Origin of the sequence: Pseudomonas sp. LFM046 (assembly GCF_000949385.2) — a bacterium.
Classification (GTDB): Bacteria; Pseudomonadota; Gammaproteobacteria; order Pseudomonadales; family Pseudomonadaceae; genus Metapseudomonas.
Map to the genome: position 1 here is coordinate 3,763,220 of NZ_JYKO02000001.1, position 17,419 is coordinate 3,780,638.

The 17,419-nt window shown below is 63.4% G+C and carries 16 protein-coding genes and 1 pseudogene; 12 read left to right on the forward strand and 5 right to left on the reverse strand.

The features are described from left to right. The first annotated feature begins 141 nt into the window (after positions 1 to 141). The 12 genes and pseudogenes from TQ98_RS17335 (at position 142) to cobA (ending at position 13,282) form a co-directional block, all read left to right on the forward strand. Complete coding sequence (locus tag TQ98_RS17335) at positions 142 to 351, forward strand: YgdI/YgdR family lipoprotein (protein ID WP_044870151.1); 210 nt, start codon at positions 142 to 144, stop codon at positions 349 to 351. A gap of 194 nt (positions 352 to 545) precedes the next feature. Beyond that, complete coding sequence (locus TQ98_RS17340) at positions 546 to 1,760, forward strand: CmpA/NrtA family ABC transporter substrate-binding protein (RefSeq protein ID WP_044870152.1); 1,215 nt, start codon at positions 546 to 548, stop codon at positions 1,758 to 1,760. An 18-nt stretch (positions 1,761 to 1,778) separates the two neighbouring features. Then, positions 1,779 to 2,357, forward strand: coding sequence for an ANTAR domain-containing response regulator (locus TQ98_RS17345; protein WP_044870153.1), 579 nt, complete (start codon positions 1,779 to 1,781; stop codon positions 2,355 to 2,357). A gap of 163 nt (positions 2,358 to 2,520) precedes the next feature. Continuing rightward, complete coding sequence (locus TQ98_RS17350) at positions 2,521 to 3,873, forward strand: pyridoxal-dependent decarboxylase (RefSeq protein WP_044870154.1); 1,353 nt, start codon at positions 2,521 to 2,523, stop codon at positions 3,871 to 3,873. Between the two features lie 96 nt (positions 3,874 to 3,969). Continuing rightward, the gene (gene alaC / locus TQ98_RS17355) at positions 3,970 to 5,211 is read left to right on the forward strand and encodes an alanine transaminase (RefSeq protein ID WP_044870155.1); all 1,242 of its coding nucleotides are present in this window, start codon (positions 3,970 to 3,972) and stop codon (positions 5,209 to 5,211) included. Positions 5,212 to 5,674: 463 nt separating this feature from the next. Then, positions 5,675 to 6,334 carry a hypothetical protein gene (locus TQ98_RS17360; protein WP_044870156.1) on the forward strand — a complete coding sequence of 220 codons (660 nt, stop codon included), beginning with the start codon at positions 5,675 to 5,677 and terminating at the stop codon, positions 6,332 to 6,334. A 246-nt stretch (positions 6,335 to 6,580) separates the two neighbouring features. Then, complete coding sequence (locus TQ98_RS17365) at positions 6,581 to 7,267, forward strand: polysaccharide lyase family 7 protein (RefSeq protein ID WP_044870157.1); 687 nt, start codon at positions 6,581 to 6,583, stop codon at positions 7,265 to 7,267. A 79-nt stretch (positions 7,268 to 7,346) separates the two neighbouring features. Next, a complete protein-coding gene (locus TQ98_RS17370; protein ID WP_044870158.1) occupies positions 7,347 to 7,790 on the forward strand; it encodes a thioesterase family protein in 444 nt (147 codons plus the stop codon). A 417-nt stretch (positions 7,791 to 8,207) separates the two neighbouring features. Beyond that, positions 8,208 to 9,419 (forward strand): nitrate/nitrite transporter, encoded by a 1,212-nt coding sequence (locus TQ98_RS17375; protein ID WP_044870159.1) that lies wholly within the window; start codon positions 8,208 to 8,210, stop codon positions 9,417 to 9,419. A 63-nt stretch (positions 9,420 to 9,482) separates the two neighbouring features. Next, positions 9,483 to 11,153 (forward strand): bifunctional protein-serine/threonine kinase/phosphatase, encoded by a 1,671-nt coding sequence (locus TQ98_RS17380; protein WP_044870160.1) that lies wholly within the window; start codon positions 9,483 to 9,485, stop codon positions 11,151 to 11,153. A 253-nt stretch (positions 11,154 to 11,406) separates the two neighbouring features. Beyond that, a pseudogene (locus TQ98_RS17385) lies at positions 11,407 to 12,408 on the forward strand (FAD-dependent oxidoreductase); the annotation flags it as partial. A gap of 136 nt (positions 12,409 to 12,544) precedes the next feature. After that, entirely contained in the window at positions 12,545 to 13,282 is a 738-nt protein-coding gene (cobA, locus tag TQ98_RS17390; protein WP_044870161.1) for a uroporphyrinogen-III C-methyltransferase, read from the forward strand. A 118-nt stretch (positions 13,283 to 13,400) separates the two neighbouring features. Here the strand turns inward: cobA and TQ98_RS17395 are convergent, their stop codons facing one another. The 5 genes from TQ98_RS17395 to TQ98_RS17415 all read right to left on the reverse strand — a co-directional run bounded on the left by TQ98_RS17395 (position 13,401) and on the right by TQ98_RS17415 (position 17,375). Beyond that, positions 13,401 to 14,453: an OmpA family protein gene (locus TQ98_RS17395; protein WP_044870162.1), complete on the reverse strand. Its 1,053-nt coding sequence runs from the start codon at positions 14,451 to 14,453 to the stop codon at positions 13,401 to 13,403. A 110-nt stretch (positions 14,454 to 14,563) separates the two neighbouring features. Next, on the reverse strand, positions 14,564 to 15,154 hold the full coding sequence (gene sigX / locus TQ98_RS17400) for an RNA polymerase sigma factor SigX (RefSeq protein WP_044870163.1): 591 nt from the start codon (positions 15,152 to 15,154) through the stop codon (positions 14,564 to 14,566). A gap of 95 nt (positions 15,155 to 15,249) precedes the next feature. Continuing rightward, positions 15,250 to 16,074 carry a mechanosensitive ion channel domain-containing protein gene (locus TQ98_RS17405; protein ID WP_044870164.1) on the reverse strand — a complete coding sequence of 275 codons (825 nt, stop codon included), beginning with the start codon at positions 16,072 to 16,074 and terminating at the stop codon, positions 15,250 to 15,252. 2 nt (positions 16,075 to 16,076) lie between these two features. Then, complete coding sequence (locus tag TQ98_RS17410) at positions 16,077 to 16,331, reverse strand: CrfX protein (RefSeq protein ID WP_177410179.1); 255 nt, start codon at positions 16,329 to 16,331, stop codon at positions 16,077 to 16,079. 48 nt (positions 16,332 to 16,379) lie between these two features. After that, positions 16,380 to 17,375: a zinc transporter ZntB gene (locus tag TQ98_RS17415; protein WP_044870166.1), complete on the reverse strand. Its 996-nt coding sequence runs from the start codon at positions 17,373 to 17,375 to the stop codon at positions 16,380 to 16,382. Positions 17,376 to 17,419 lie beyond the last annotated feature (44 nt).

Consider the following 17,419-nt stretch of genomic DNA (forward strand, 5'->3'; position numbering starts at 1 on the left):
GGGGCTTTTTCGTTCCATGCCCCCTCCATCCCGCATTCGCCAACCCCCGCACAGTTCCTGAGCACGCCCATCGGGCCAACTTGCAGCCGCCCTGCCAGAAGCTATGTTCCACATATAGGCCGCTACGAAGAGGGCACCGATGTGAAGACTTGGTTCCTGACTCTCCTCTGCACCCTGGGCTTGGCCGGTTGCTCCAGCGAATACCTGATTGCCACGGTCGACGGCCAGATCATCGCCACCGATGAGAAGCCTGAACTCGACGACGACACCGGCATGCTCGAGTTCGAAGACCACGAAGGCCGCGTCCAGGAGATCCCGCAAGCTCAGGTAAAACAGATCATCGAACGTTGAGGTAGCTCCGACCTCGAACCCTTGCCCCGCCCCTGGCGGGGCTCCTTTTTTTGGTCGCTGGCATATCGCTTGCTAGATCCGCCCCGACGAGTCTCACTCCAACGACGGAGCGGGCTGATGACGATGGCGTCGATACCGGCCGGCCCATGGCCGCACCGGATCGGCGCCATTTTGCAGATAGGCGGCCAACCACGATGACGGACAAGCAGAACACCACGCGTACAGACAGCCTGGCCTGGGTCAGCGGCAGCGATGCACCGGAGAAGTGCATGCTCAACCTGGGCTTCATGCCCCTGACCGACTCAGCCTCCCTGATCGTTGCTGCCACCCAGGGGTTCGCCCAGCCTTATGGCCTGACCTTGAACCTCAGGCGCCAATCCTCCTGGGCCACCCTGCGGGACAAACTGCTCTCCGGCGAACTGGACGCTGCCCAGGCCCTCTACGGCCAGGTCTACGGCATAGAACTGGGCATTGGCGGCCCCAGCGCGGAAATGGCCATCCTCATGGGCCTGTGCCAGAACGGCCAGGCCATCAATCTGTCCGAGCCACTCAAGCGCATTGGCGTGACCAGTTCCGAGGCACTGGTCCGTCATGTGCGCCACGGCGGTGCACGGCTGACCTTCGCACAGACCTTTCCCACCGGCACCCATGCCATGTGGCTGAACTACTGGCTGGCGGCTCACGGCATCCACCCGCTGCGCGATGTGGACACCGTCGTGGTACCGCCCTCGCAGATGGTCGCCCACCTCAAGGCGGCCCGCATCGACGGATTCTGTGCCGGCGGCCCCTGGGGCGCGCTGGCGGTGGACCAGCAGCAGGGCTTTACCCTGGCCACCAGCCAGATGATCTGGGCGGACCACCCGGAAAAGGTGCTCGGCGTGACCCGCGAATTCGTCGAGCGGTACCCGAACACCGCCCGTGCCCTGACCATGGCTGTTCTGGAGGCCAGCCGCTTCATTGAAGCCAGCCTGGAAAACCGTCGCAGCACCGCTCACCTGATCAGCGGCAGCGACTATGTGGACGCACCGCTCTCGGCTGTGGAACCGCGCTTCCTCGGCCACTACCAGGACGGCCTCGGCAATGCCTGGGAGGACGCACACCCGCTGCGTTTCTTCGACGACGGCCGGGTGAACATGCCCTATCTCTCCGATGGCATCTGGTTCATGACCCAGTTCCGCCGCTGGGGATTGCTGCGGGACGACCCGGACTACCTGGAAGTCGCCCGGCGTGTGCAATGCCTCGACACCTACCGGCAAGCCGCCGAGGCCCTTGACATCAGCGTGCCGGACCTGGCGCGCAGCGCCACCCTGATTGACGGCCGCACCTGGGACGGCAGCGATCCGGCCGGGTATGCACGCAGCTTCCCGATCCACTCGATGGCCGGCAACGTCCGCGCCATTGCCCTGTAGCCGTTAGGGACGACCGCCATGCTGCGTATCCTGCTGATCAACGACACCGCCAGGAAAGTCGGCCGCCTCAAAGCCGCCCTGGTGGAGGCCGGCTTCGAGGTGATCGACGAATCCGGCCTGACCATCGACCTGCCCGCCCGTGTCGAAGCTATCCGCCCGGACGTAGTACTGATCGATACCGAATCCCCGAGCCGTGACGTGATGGAACAGGTAGTCCTGGTCACCCGCGACCAGCCCCGCCCCATCGTGATGTTCACCGACGAGCACGACCCCAAGGTGATGCGCCGGGCCATCGAGGCCGGCGTCAGCGCCTACATCGTCGAAGGCATCCAGGCCGAGCGCCTGCAACCGATCCTCGACGTCGCCATGGCGCGCTTCGAGAGCGATCAAGCCCTGCGCGCCCAGCTCAGCGCCCGCGACCAGCAACTGGCCGAGCGCAAGCGCATCGAACTGGCCAAAGGCCTGCTGATGAAGATGAAGAACTGTAACGAGGAAGAGGCCTACACCCTGATGCGGCGCCAGGCCATGAGCCGCCAGCAGAAGCTGATTCAGGTGGCCGAGCAGATCATCGCAATGCACGACATGCTCGGTCACTGAACCCTGTCGGTGGCGGGCAACTGTACCGCCCGCCACCCCCGCTGTACCGGCTCAGAAGCCATCTCGCAAAGCACTGTTATGCCTGCCTTCGTCGCAGCCTGTATCTGCCGCGCCTCTCCACTCCCGGCTAGCGTATGAGCTCCACCCCACACGAGCCCGGACCATGAACGAACGCGCCCTGCTGCACGAGGCCGACCAACGCGCCCTCGCCTATTTCGACGGCATCCCCTCCCGCCGCGTGTTCCCTGACTCCCGCGCCATCGCCGCCCTGGAAGCCTTCGACCAGCCGCTGCCCAGTAGCGGCAAGGCGGCCATTGATGTGCTGCGCGAGCTTGATGAAATCGGCTCCCCAGCCACCGTGGCCAGCAACGGCCCGCGCTACTTCGGCTTCGTCATCGGCGCCACCCTGCCCGCAGCGGCCGCCGCCGAGCGCCTGGTGCTGGCCTGGGACCAGTGCGCTTCCTCGTTCGACAACTCGCCCGCCGCAGACCGCCTGGAAAAGGTCGCCGGCCGCTGGGTCTGCCAGGCCCTGGGACTGCCCGCCGACAGCGCGGTAGGTTTTGGCACCAGCGCCACCGCCTGCACCCTCGCCTGCCTCTCTGCCGCCCGCCGTGCACTGCTGGCGCGCTTGGGCTGGGATTTCGATGGCGACGGCCTGATGGGCGCCCCGGAGTTACGCGTGGTGCTCTCTGAAACCGCCCATATCACCGTGAAGAAGGCCCTGCGCATCCTCGGCTTCGGCATGAATCGCCTGCTCTACGCCAAGGTGGACGACCGGGGCCGTATTGACCCTGAGCAACTGCCAACCCTGGACGAGCGGACGTTGCTGATCCTCCAGGCCGGCGAGGTCAACACCGGCGAGTTCGACCGCTTCGCCGAGCTGATTCCACGGGCGCGCGCTGCGGGGGCCTGGGTCCATGTCGACGGTGCCTTCGGACTCTGGGCTCGCGCTTCCTCTTCCGCCCACCTGGCCGACGGCGTGGAGCAGGCGGACAGCTGGACCACCGACGGCCACAAGTGGCTCAACACCCCCTACGACAGCGCCATGGCCATCTGCCGCGACGCCGAGGCCCTGGCCACGGCGATGAACAGCGACGCTGCCTACGCCACCGCCAGCCGCGATGCGCAGAAGAATCTCACCCTGGAATTCTCCCGCCGCGCCCGTGGCGTCGCCGTCTGGGCGGCCCTGGCGAGCCTCGGACGGGACGGCCTGTGCGAGCTGATCGACCGCCATATCCGCCAGGCCGGCGAACTGGCCAATGCCCTGCGCCAGGGCGGTTTCGAGGTGCTCAATCGTGTGGTGCTGAACCAGGTGCTGGTCCGCGCCGACTCGGACGCCCAGACGGTGGCCATCCGCGTGGCGGCGCAAGCCTCGGGAGAAGTCTGGTTCGGCCCGACGCTCTGGCAGGGACGCCCCGCATTCCGCCTCAGCGTCAGTTCCTGGCGCACCACCGACGCCGATATCCGCATCCTGGCCGACCTGCTGCTGCGCCTGAAAGCACAACAGCGGCTCTAGACAGGGCACGTCACGGCGCTTTATTGTCGCCCCTGGCCACGCCACGTGGCCCACGTCGCTCGGACGGTTCCGGGCGCTTACGTATCCGAGGAAAACATGGCAGAGAACGCCAAGCGCCGTTTTGCGCGCATCGATCGTCTCCCCCCCTACGTCTTCAACATCACCGCCGAACTCAAGATGGCCGCGCGCCGTCGTGGCGAGGACATCATCGACTTCTCCATGGGCAACCCCGATGGCGCGACTCCGCCGCACATCGTCGAAAAGCTCGTGCAGGTCGCCCAACGCGAAGACACCCACGGATACTCCACTTCCCGCGGTATTCCGCGCCTGCGCCGCGCCATCTCGCGCTGGTACAAGGACCGCTACGAAGTGGAGATCGATCCTGAAACCGAAGCCATCGTCACCATCGGCTCCAAGGAAGGCCTGGCACACCTGATGCTCGCCACCCTCGACCACGGCGACACGGTGCTGGTCCCCAACCCCAGCTACCCCATCCACATCTACGGTGCGGTGATCGCCGGTGCGCAGGTGCGTTCGGTACCGCTAGTGCCCGGTGTGGACTTCTTCGCCGAACTGGAGCGGGCGATCCGCGAAAGCATTCCGAAGCCGAAGATGATGATCATCGGCTTCCCCTCCAACCCCACCGCCCAGTGCGTGGAGCTGGACTTCTTCGAGCGCGTAGTGGCCCTCGCCAAACAGTACGAAGTGCTCGTGGTGCACGACCTGGCCTACGCCGACATCGTCTACGACGGCTGGAAGGCCCCTTCGATCATGCAGGTGCCCGGCGCCAAGGACATCGCGGTGGAGTTCTTCACCCTGTCCAAGAGCTACAACATGGCCGGCTGGCGAATCGGCTTCATGGTTGGTAATCCGGAGCTGGTCAGTGCCCTGGCGCGGATCAAGAGCTACCACGACTACGGCACCTTCACCCCGCTGCAGGTGGCAGCCATCGCCGCCCTGGAAGGCGACCAGCAGTGCGTACTGGATATCGCCGAGCAGTACCGTCAACGCCGCAATGTGCTGGTGAAGGGGCTGCATGAACTTGGCTGGATGGTGGAGAACCCCAAGGCCTCCATGTACGTCTGGGCGAAGATCCCGGAGCCTTACGCACACCTGGGTTCTCTGGAATTTGCCAAGAAGCTGCTGGCCGAAGCGAAGGTCTGCGTCTCGCCAGGCCTGGGCTTCGGCGACTACGGCGATGACCATGTGCGATTCGCCCTGATCGAGAACCAGGACCGCATCCGCCAGGCCGTCCGCGGCATCAAGGGAATGTTCCGCGCCGATGGCCTCATCGAACAGCCGACTCCCCCCAAAACCCGGAAATCGAGCAAGGCCTGACGCCGTTTCGCGTCCCCTGGTCACAGGGGACGCACATCCCGCTGAACTTTCCTGAAACGCCCGCCCGGCAAGGTTTCCTTGCCTTTTCAGCGACTCCAAACGCCCCGCTGGTCACAGCCGCTCGTCGGCTTTCCGATCATTTTTTGAACAAAACCGGGGTATGATCACTCTGATGAAAGCCTGAGTGTATCGCGCCATTTCTGGTCCACGACCTTCGAAATGGCGCACATGTCTTTTCCCCTTGAGTCCGGAGAGATTCCCAGCGCACGAGTTTACGTGCAGGTGATTTCTTTGCCTCTAGAAAAGGAGGAGTGCCTATGAAGACATGAAAAGAATTAGAGCTTGAAAAACAACATGACGGCCACTCGCTGTCCGAAAAGACCAACGAGTAAATATTAAAATACATATCGGTGCCCGAACTGCATCAGCACACCAACTTACTTTGTAAAACAAGAGGTCAACCATGGAGCTGTATCATCTAATTACTTCCCTGTTTAAACAGGAAGCAACCATGGAATTAATGCGCATGGGTGTCGTCTATGCCCACCTGATCGCTTGCTGCGTGGCTATCGGCCTGGTCCTGACCAGCGACTATGCCATGATCAAGCAAATGATCACTGGCAAGGAAGACGAAACTCACAGCGACAAAACCCATCTTGATACTCTGAAGACTACTGTACTGCTTGCTCTGGCGGCACTCTGGGTAACAGGGATAGGTATCATTCTGCTGGACTACTCTGTCAAAGGCGCGGTGTACTTCCTCAACCCCAAACTCCAGGCCAAAGTCCTGGTCGTAGTACTGCTCACCATCAATGGCTACCTGCTGCATAGTGCAGTGCTGCCTGCCATCAAAAAGGCCGGCACCCTGGTCAAGATGGAAGCCAATGCCCGTACCCTTGCGGTATTCTCGGGCGTCGTCTCCGGAGTTTCCTGGTTCTACGGAGCCATGCTGGGCATCGCTCGTCCGCTCAGCTGGAAATACTCCCTTGGCGAAATCATGTTCGCTTACCCGCTGTTCATCTGCCTTGGCTTCGTCGCGATGACGCTGCTGGTGAAGTGGGCAAGCAACCGTGCTGAAAACATCACTCCTTCCCGAGTGAACCCCGCACTCGCCTCGTGGTAAGAGATGACTGGGCAGGGATGCCCAGTTTCAACAAAGCATCTTTCAGGAAAGTCTCGGAAGTTAATTCGTAAACTTCCCAATTAAATATATCCCCCGCGCTTCGCCAGATCCCCCACCCCGCCCCTGCCTCTACCAGGCACTAAAGTCCAAGTTTCTCCCCCCTCCTCCCGTCAGTCGAATTGGAACTTTTCCGTCGTCTGCATGTACGAACTGCTGCCCCATACCATCCAGCAGTAAGGACATTCAGTGATCGACCTCACCACCTGGAACCTCACGGTCCCAGCCACCACGTCCAATACCCTCATTACCACCGACCGTCTCAACAACGGTTATGAAAGCCAGTATTTCCGGCGCAATAGCGATGGCAGCATCACGTTCTGGGTACCCGTAAAGGGGGCCCGCACGGAAGACTCCCGCTATCCACGCACGGAGCTGCGGGAAACCCAGGCCGACGGCACCCTCAGCTACTGGCATTACAGCAGTGCGGACAACTACCTCAGCGCTGTTCTCTCGGTGGAGAAGGTGCCGAGCGAAGGCAAGGTCGTCGTCGGCCAGATCCACAGCAAGGACCAGCCCGGGAGCTACAACGACCCACTGATCAAGATCCAGTACCACTACCTGCGCGGCAATGGCCGGATCGAGGCGCTAGTGCGCAAGCGCCCGGGCGATTCCGAAGTGGAGAACATCCTCCTCGCGCAGCACGTCGACCTGGGCGAACGCTTCGGCTATGACCTGCGCATCACCCCCAGCGGCAAGCTGGGTATCACCATCACCAGCAACGGCGATGACGGCGGCCTCTACCGCGAGCTCAGCGGTTACTGGGGTCCACAGCTGCTCTACTTCAAGGCCGGCGCCTATATCCAGGACAACTATGGCAGCGACACTGAAGGCGGCCGCGTCACCTTCTACTGGCTGAACAGCCTGCACCGCTGATATTCAGCACGGAAATGCCGAGCAATCCGGCCCGACGGACGTAGAATCGGCACCTTGCCGCTTCTACTCCCGAGGTCCTATGGCCCGCCTGACCCTGAATTTCCCGGAAGACCAGTACTGCTACTCCACTCACCTGACCGTACGCGTCACCGATATCAACGGGGCCAACCACCTGGGCAATGACTCGATGATCTCCATGATCTCGGAGGCCCGGGCCCGCTTCCTCTTCGAGTTCGGCATCAGCGAAACCGCGGAGGACGGCACCGGAATCATCGTCACCGATCTGGCCACCACCTACAGGGCCGAAGCCCACGCCCGCGACCAGTTGCAGTTCGAAGTGGGGGTGATGGATTTCAACAAGTACGGCGGCGATATCACTTTCCGCATCAGTCGCCCGGCCGACGACAAGCTGGTGGCCATGGCCAAATCCGGCTTCGTCTTCTTCAACTACCGGGAGTCCCGCGTGGTTCCCATGCCAGAGAGCTTCCGCAAAACCTTCCCCAGGGTGAACTGGCTGGACTGAGCCATCGCGGCCTCAACTCGGTGCAACGGGCGGCCCACCGCCCTCTTTTGAATCAGTCAGAAATTTCGTAGAACCGCGAGGGGCCGCTCTAGAACAGGCACTTCAAAGATTGGCCCGGCTCTTGCTCTGCTTCACGCAGCGGTAGCCAACGGCGGTTGCCCTACTACACGACAAAGGCGTCGCGTCACTCCCCAGCAATGCGGGCAGTGGTGCGGCGCCTTTTTCGTTCCGGCCCCGGTAACGGGGCGGTGGACGGGCCGGGATCCGGACGTTCGCTTGCAGCTCACTCAATCCCGCTGCGGCCCAGGCCGCAGGACGAAGCGCCATAAGCGCGACGTTTTACCGGGATGTGCGACCGCCGTGCCCACGATCACGGCGGTCGCGCATCCCGGCCCCTACATGCAGATGAGGTGTTCGATGACAACGAGTTTCTGGAAAGCCGGCCACACTCCCACCCTGTTCTCCGCCTTCCTCTATTTCGACCTGAGCTTCATGGTCTGGTACGTCCTCGGCCCACTGGGCGTACAGATCGCCGCCGACCTTCAACTCAGCACCCAGCAACGCGCCATGATGGTGGCCACGCCGATTCTCGCCGGTGCCGTGCTGCGCTTCCTCATGGGTATGCTGGCCGACCGCACGTCCCCCAGGACCGCTGGCCTGGTTGGCCAGGTGGTGGTAATCAGCGCGCTCTTCGTCGCCTGGCAGGTGGGTGTCCGTACCTACGAGCAGGCCTTGCTGCTCGGCCTCTTCCTCGGCTTCGCCGGCGCCTCCTTCGCTGTGGCCCTGCCCTTGGCGTCCCAGTGGTATCCGCCGCAGCACCAGGGCAAGGCCATGGGCATTGCCGGCGCCGGCAATTCCGGCACCGTACTGGCCGCCCTGTTCGCTCCGGGCCTGGCCTCTCTCTACGGCTGGAACAATGTCTTCGGCCTGGCACTGATCCCGCTGGTACTGACCCTGGCGATCTTCTTCCTGGCTGCCCGCAATGCGCCCAACCGTCCGGCACCCAAGGCGCTCGGCGACTACCTCAAGGCCCTTGGCGACCGTGATAGCTGGTGGTTCATGCTGTTCTACAGCGTGACGTTCGGTGGCTTCCTCGGCCTGGCCAGCACCCTGCCCGGCTACTTCCACGACCAGTACGGCCTGGCCCCGGTGACCGCTGGCTACTACACCGCCGCCTGCGTCTTCGCCGGCAGCCTGATGCGCCCCCTGGGCGGCGCCTTCGCCGACCGCGTCGGCGGCATCCGCACCCTGTTGGCCGTCTACACCGCAGCGTCCATCTGCATCGCTGCCGTAGGCTTCCATATCTCCAGCCCCACCCTGGCACTGGCCCTGTTCGTGGTGGCCATGCTGAGCCTGGGCGCAGGCAATGGTGCGGTGTTCCAACTGGTGCCGCAGCGCTTCCACAAGGAAATCGGCGTAATGACCGGCCTGATCGGCATGGCCGGCGGCATCGGCGGCTTCTGCCTGACCGCCGGACTCGGCGCCATCAAGCAGCATACCGGCGACTACCAATTGGGCCTCTGGTTGTTCGCCAGCCTGGGCGTCGTGGCATGGTTCGGCCTCTACGGCGTCAAGCAGCGCTGGCGCACCACCTGGGGTTCGGCCGCCGTCACCGCTGCCCGCGTCTGAAACCAGGCAATGATCGACAAGGAGCGCCTCGCGCTCCTTTTGCCATAGAGGACCCACGCCCCGATGACCTTGCAACTCAGCTTCGGCGAAGCCAGCGCCACCGGTCCCCGCGCCGAGAACCAGGACGCCCTGCGGGTGGTGACGCCGGCTCCGGCCCTGGCCGCGAGCAAGGGCTACCTCTTCGCCCTGGCCGACGGCGTCAGCCAATGCGCCGACGGAGGCCTGGCGGCACGCGCGACCTTGCAGGCCCTGGCGCTGGACTACTACTCCACCCCCGAGACCTGGGCCGTGGCCCAATCCCTCGATCGCCTGCTGGTGGCCCACAACCGCTGGCTCCAGGCCAACGGCGGCGGCCAACCGCTGCTGACCACGCTGACCGCGCTGGTCCTGCGCGGACGTCGCTATACCCTCGCCCACGTCGGCGACTGCCGCGCCTACCGCTGGACCGGCAGCCAGTTGGTCCGCCTCAGCGAGGACCATGTCTGGGAACAGCCCGGTATGCAGCACGTGCTCAAGCGCGCCCTCGGCCTGGACCAGCATCTGGTGGTGGATTACCTCGACGGCGAGCTACAGGCGCGCGAAGGATTCGTGCTGGTCAGCGATGGCGTCTGGGCGGTGCTCGGTGACCATGGCATCCAGCGCATCCTCCAGGACGAGCAGGACCTCGGCGCCGCCGCCCAGGCCCTGGTCAGCGCCGCACATCTTGCAGGTGGCCAGGACAATGCCAGCGCACTGCTGATACGGGTCGACAACCTGCCCGAAACCGGCCTTGCGGATACCCTGGCGCAGCTCGACCACTGGCCGCTGCCGCCTCGCCTGCAGGAAGGCCAGGCATTCGAAGGCTGGCACGTGGAGCGCCTGGTGGCCGAGTCCCGCCAGTCCATGGTCTACCGAGTACGGGATGCCCAGGAGCGGCGCTGGCTGCTCAAGACCCTTCCCGCCAGCCGTCACGACGAGCCCGGCGCCGGTCCGGCGCTGTTGCTGGAAGAATGGTTCCTGCGCCGGGTGGCCGGGCGTCATTTTCCCGAGGCCCATCCCCTGCCCCAGCGCCAGCACCTCTATTACGTCCAGCGGGAATACGCTGGGCAGACCCTGGCCGAACACCTGCGGCTCAGCGGCCCGATGGCGCTGCCGCAATGGCTGGACATCGCCCCGCGCCTACTCAGGGCCCTGGGCCAGCTGCACCGGCGCAACATCCTGCACCGCGACATCAAGCCGGAGAACCTGCTCTGGGGCGACGACGGCGAACTGCGGCTGCTGGACTTCGGCCTGGCCTACTGCCCCGGCCTGTCTCAGGACGAAGCCCATAGCCTGCCCGGCACGCCAAGCTACATCGCCCCGGAAGCCTTCACTGGCGTGCCGCCCTGCCCGCAACAGGATCTCTATGCCGCCGGCGTGACCCTCTACCACTTGCTGACCGGGCACTACCCCCACGGAGAAGTGGAAGCCTTCCAACATCCCCGCTTCGGCACGCCGACCCCGGCCAGCCGCTACCGGCCCGACCTGCCGACCTGGCTGGATGAGTGCCTGGCCCGCGCCGTGGCCGCCGATCCGGCAGGACGCTACGAGACCATGGAAGAGTGGCTCCTGGCCCTTGAGGTGGGCGAACGCCGCGCCCTCACCGCCAAGCCCAGGCCGCTGCTGGAGCGCGAACCGCTGAGGGTCTGGCGCGGCATGGCACTGCTCTCCCTGCTGTTCAACGTCCTGTTGCTGGCGCTACTGCTGCACGGCTGACGCACCAGAACGGGGCAAATCGCCCCAGGCAAGTGCGGCGCGACCCGGAGGTCATGTCGCAGAACCGCAAACGACAAGGCCTTGCGGGATTGGCACGGGGCCTGCAATACCTGCTTCGACAATCTACAAAAGCGTCCGCCTCAACGAAGAGACGGCACTTTCCCGATCGAACGGGACTTGGACAAAGGCGTCCTGCTGGTCACAGCGGGACGCCTTTTTTGTTGGTTCGACATCGATGCAGGAGTGTTCCGGCATGAAGAAATCCAAGCTGGTGATGATCGGAAACGGCATGGCCGGGGTACGTACGCTCGAAGAGCTGTTGCGCCTCGCGCCCGACCACTACCAGATCACGGTGTTCGGCGCAGAACCCCACCCGAACTACAACCGTACCCTGCTCTCGCCCGTACTGGCGGGAGAGCAGTCCTTCGAAGAGATCATCCTCAACGACCTGGCCTGGTACGCGGAACACGGCATCGAGCTGCTGCTGGGTCGCAAGGTGGTGAAGATCGACCGCAAGCGCCGCCAGGTCATTGCCGAAGACGGCACCACCGCGGAGTACGACCGCCTGGTGATCGCCACCGGCTCCACCCCGAGCCGCCTGTCCATCCCCGGCAACCGCCTTCAGGGTGTGATCGGCTACCGCGACATCGCCGGCACCCACGCCATGATCGAGACCGCCCGCACCCACAGTCACGCCGTGGTCATCGGCGGTGGCCTCCTGGGCCTGGAAGCAGCCAACGGACTCAAGCAGCGCGGCATGGACGTCACCGTGGTGCATCTGGAGGACTGGTTGCTGGAAAAGCAGCTCGACCAGCCTGCCGGCGAGAAGATGCTGCGCGCCTTGCAAGCACGCGGCATCCGATTCCGCCTGGGTACCGCAACCGAGGAGCTGGTCGACAACGGCGACGGCCGCGTCTGTGCCGTGCAACTGACGGGTGGCGAGGTCATCACCGCGGACCTGGTGGTGATGGCCGCCGGCATCCGCCCCAACACCGAACTGGCCGAGATGGCGGGCTTGCCCTGCAAGCACGGCATCCTCGTGGATGACACCCTGCAGACCTACGATCCGCGCATCTACGCCATCGGGGAGTGCGCCAACCACCGTGGCGTTTCCTACGGGCTGGTCGCGCCGCTGATGGAGCAGGCCAAGGTCTGCGCCAACCACCTGGCCATGCTGGGCTTCGCCCGCTATCGGGGCACGCGTACCGGTACCCGGCTCAAGGTGGCGGGGATCGAAATGTTCAGCGCCGGTGACGGGCCCAATCCGGACCAGGCTCCCGACTTGCCCGGCACCTGCCCGCTGCACGACTGGCAGATCGAACTGGCCTCCGACGACGTATTGACCTGGACCTGAATAAGTTGCGGCGCGCGTTGCGCCCTGGAGAATCCCGATGAACGGCAAAGTCTGGCTGGTGGGCGCGGGCCCCGGTGACCCTGAACTCCTGACCCTGAAAGCGGTTAAAGCCCTGAATCAGGCGGACGTGGTCATGATCGACGACCTTGTGAACCCGGCGGTGCTGGAGCACTGCCCCACCGCACGCATCATCCGGGTCGGAAAGCGCGGCGGTTGCCGTTCCACACCCCAGGCATTCATTCATCGCCTGATGCTGCGCTATGCACGCCAGGGCAAATGCGTGGTGCGACTGAAAGGTGGCGACCCGTGCATTTTCGGGCGAGGCGGCGAGGAAGCCGAATGGCTGGCTGCGCGCGGAATCGAAAGCGAGCTGGTCAATGGCATCACCGCCGGTCTGGCCGGCGCCACCAACTGCGGCATCCCGCTCACCCTACGAGGCATCAGCCGCGGCGTGACCCTGGTCACCGCCCACACCCAGGACGACAGCAGCCTCAACTGGCAGGCTCTGGCGCAGTCCGGCACAACGCTGGTGGTCTACATGGGTGTCGCCAAGCTGTCGGACATCCGTGAAGGGCTGCTGGCCGGCGGCATGCCGGGTGCAATGCCCGTGGCGATGATCGAGAACGCCTCCCTGCCCCATCAGCGCGAATGCCGAAGCACGCTCGGAAGCATGCAGGCGGACGCGCAGGCCTTTGCCCTGAAGAGCCCGGCCATCCTGGTCGTCGGCGAAGTCGCCGCAGCAACCGAAGTCCTCCCGATGGCGCAACGCGCCTGACCTCTCTTCGCTCCTGCGAAGTAGTGCTTGCCCGGCGTTGCCGGGCTTTTTTATGGCACTTTTCTCCGGGCAAAGAAAAACCCGGCCGAGGCCGGGTTTCTCCTGATGCTCAAACCAATTACTTGGCCTGGGCTTCCACTTCGGCTTCTACGCGGCGGTTAACAGCGCGGCCTTCAGCAGTGGCGTTGTCAGCAACCGGGCGGGATTCGCCGTAGCCAACAGCGTTAACACGCTCGCCACCTACACCGTACTGGTTGACCAGCACTTCGCGAACGGCGTTGGCACGACGCTCGGACAGCTTCTGGTTGTAGGCGTCGGTACCAACGGAGTCGGTGTGGCCTTCAACGGTGGTGCTGGTGGACGGGTACTGGTTCATGAAGTCAGCCAGGTTCTTGATGTCGCCGTAGCTTTCTTCTTTGACCTTGGCCTTGTCGAAGTCGAACTTCACGTCCAGCTCAACGCGAACGACTTCGGCAACAGCCGGGCAGCCATCAGCGTCAACGGTGACGTTGGCCGGGGTGTCCGGGCACTTGTCGACGTTGTCGCAAACGCCGTCGTTGTCGCTGTCAGCGCAGACTTCAGCAACCGGAGCCGGAGCCGGCTCGGCCTGCTTGGTGGAGCCGCCGAAGTTCACGCCCACACCTACGCCAGCCATCCACTCGGATTCGTTGGCGTCGATGTTGTACATGCCGTCAACGCTCGCCTTGGCGAAGAAGTTCTCGGTGAAGTAGTACTTCAGACCGGTACCAACGTTGGCGAAGGTGCTGTGGTCACGACCGGTGCGCGCCGGGATGTTGCTGATGTTCTGATGGGCGAAGCCGGCAGAAACGTAAGGACGCAGGCCAACACCCGGGGTGCCGAAGTGATAGACGGCGTCCAGGGAAGCCAGGCCGCCCTTGATGTCTTTGTGGCCGTCGGTGCCGAAGGAGTCTTCGGAGGTCATGTCGTGGTATTCGCCGTACGACAGAGCCAGGGAGACGTCGTCGGTCAGGTAGTAGCCTACCGAGCCGCCGTACAGGTTGCCGTCCTCGAGATTGCGAGAACTGTCGGTGAAGTAACGCTTACCGAAAGCTTCCACCTCAACTGCGCCTTGGCCCTGAGCCAGCGCGTTCAGCGAAAAGGCGGCAACAAGAGAGCCAACGGCTACGCCTAAGGTGTTTTTCAGTTTCATCCGTAAATCCCCATCTTTGGTGGTCAGTAAGTTGTCGAACAATCTCCAGACAACTTGGGCGGCAAGTCTAGCAGAACGTACCGCCCCATAAAGAGATAAATTTTCCCGAACTAAGTTTCCGAGAGGCCCGAGAATTTTTCGCGCAAGCGATCCAGCGCACGTTTGTAGCGCATTTTTGTCGCGCTCAGGCCCATGTGCATAATGTCGGCGATCTCCTGGAACTCCAGCTCTGCGACAAAACGTAGCACCAGAATTTCCCGGTCAATGGGGTTGACATGGACCAGCCAACGCTCTAGACCCCCTCTTTCCTCGACCTTGGGGGCCTTCTCGTCAGAAGCTTCCTCCAAAGGATCCAGACTTAGCGCATCAAGCAATCGGCGTTTTCGACGCTCTTTCCGATATTGGGTAATGCACTCGTTGTAGGTAATGCTGTAGAGCCAGGTCTTGAACTTCGACTTGCCTTCGAAGTTCTTCAATCCATAGAGCACCTTGAGCATCACTTCCTGGCAGACGTCATCTGCGTCGCGATCGTTCCCTAAGTAACGGGCGCAGACGTTGAACAAGGTGCGTTGATAGCGACGCATCAACTCTTCATAAGCGCGAGTGACATGGAACAGCTCGACATGCGCGCGCTCCACCAGCTCCTCGTCCGAGAGCTCGCGCGGGTCATAACGCAAGGAAAGCGATTGGGGCTTGTTCAAAACGGGTCGGGCCGACAGTCAGGTCAAAAGCCGCCGGGGGCGCGGGTTCGCGCACCCTGTCTGGCGGCATACATTAGCAGGGAAAAGCCGTCGTGTTAGCGGCTGGTTACCCGTTGATCGAGCAAAGTACGATTCGACACCGATACCAGCTCACCGTCCTCGGTAAGCAGCAGGGTCTTCACCGTGCCGATTTCCTCGATCTGCCCTTCGACATCGCCGACCTTTACTTGTTGCCCGACCTGATAGAGCTCTCGTACGTAGATGCCGGCGAGGATCTGCCCGGCGATTTCGCGGCTGCCAAGGCCCAGTGCCAGCGCCGCCGCCAGGCCGATGGAAATCAGCACGATGGCGATGACGTTGTTCAGCAGCTCGGTCTTGACCTCCAGCTGGCCGATGGCCACGGAGATGCTGATGATGATCACCAGGCCCTGGGCGATGCGCCCCAGGCCATGGGCATACTCCAGCCCCACCCCTTCGGCGGCGCCACGCACCAGGCCGCTGACCAGCTGTGCCAGCAGGACGCCCGCCAGCAGCACCAGCGCCGCACCCAGTACTTTCGGCAGGTAGAGGGCCAGCACGTCGAGGGTGGCGGATACGCGGTCAAGGCCCAGGGACTCGGCCGCAGAGACCAGGAAGATCAGCAGCACGAACCAGTAGACGATCTTGCCGATCAGGGTGGAAACCGGTACCTGGATACCCGCGCGGGCCAGCATCTTGGTCAGGCCGGTGCCCGCCATCAGGCGATCCAGCCCCACCTTCGCCAGCAGCTTGGACAGCAGGGTGTCCAGCAGCTTGGCCACCACGAAGCCCAGCAGCACCACCACCAGCGCACCGAATAGGCGCGGAATGAAGCCCGCCACCGGTGTCCACACCGAGGTCATGGCGTTAACGAGTCCTTGGGTCCAGGGGTCGAATTCCATGTTCAATCAGCCTTATCTGCAGAACGGACAGAAGCATTGCGGCGCGACACGGGCGCCAGGTGGGGCGAGCCATTGTTGAGGGCCATCATCAGGGCTTCGAGCCAGTGCCCCATGAGGTTGAACAGATCCCCCGCGCCCACCTGACGATTGGCAGTCTTGAGCACCCGGCCCAAGGTCGCGTCGTCATCGTGGTCGGAGAGCGGGGAAGCCTTTAGCAGGTCCCGCAGGGATTCTTCGAACGGATCGTGCATGCGCACCTCGCGTGGATATGTCGGCTAGACGTGGCTGGAGCTGGCCGGGTCACATCAAAGCCAACGCAATCGACGGAAAAGCCAGAGCTGAAACCCCGCGACCCCCAGAATCAACAGGCAGGCCAGGATGAAGCCGTAGGGCGTTTCATCTCCGGGGATGCCCCGCACGTTCATGCCCAGCAGACCGGTGATGAAACTCAGCGGCAGGAAGAAACCGGTGGTGATGCCGAGCAGGTACATGGTGCGACTGGTGCGCTCGCCCTGGCGACGGCTTTCACTTTCCAGCACCAGGCCAATGCGTTCGCGGATCAGCTCCAACTCTTCCAGATAACGTGTCAGCCGGTTGTTGAGCTCATTCCAGTAGTCGGCGTCGTCCTCGACGAACCAGGGCATCCGGCTGCGTGCCAGTTGCGCGTAGATATCCCGCTGAGGCGCGAGGAAACGCTTGAGGCCGGCGGCTCGACGCCGAACCTGCAACATCAGGTCATGGTCCGGGCGGAAACGCTCGCTGTTGTCCAGATGCTCTTCTTGCGCATCGATCTTCTCGGTCAGCTCCGCCACCAGCGAATCAACCTTGTCGGTCAGGTGCTCGGCCAGGTAGAGCATTACTTCGGATGCGACCTTCGGCCCGCCGCCCTTGGCCCACTGCTCGATCAGTTCATCGGTTGCGTGCAGCGGCCGCAGGCGCAAGGAAATGATGCGCTGCGCCGAGGCGAAGATGCGCACTGAAACCATGTCCTCGGGAACCGCACCCGGATTCAGGTTCACGCCACGCAGGAATAGCAGCAGTTGATCCTCCGGCATGGGCAGCATGCGCGGACGGGTACTCTCTTCCAGCAGCAGATCGCAGGTGAACTCGGACAACCCGCTCTGCTCCCGCAGCCAGCGACGCGCCAGGGGATGGCTGCGATCCCAGTGCAGCCAGAGACTCTGTTCCGGCTTCAACTCCAGGCCGGCCAGCGCCTCCCGGGAAATCGACTCGGCGCCACCCTGCCCGTCCAGGACGAAGGCATGCACCAGCCCCCACTCGGCGTTCTGCTCCTCGAACATTCGCTTTCCTTGAACGATCGAGCCCGGCTTTCGCCGGGCTCCCA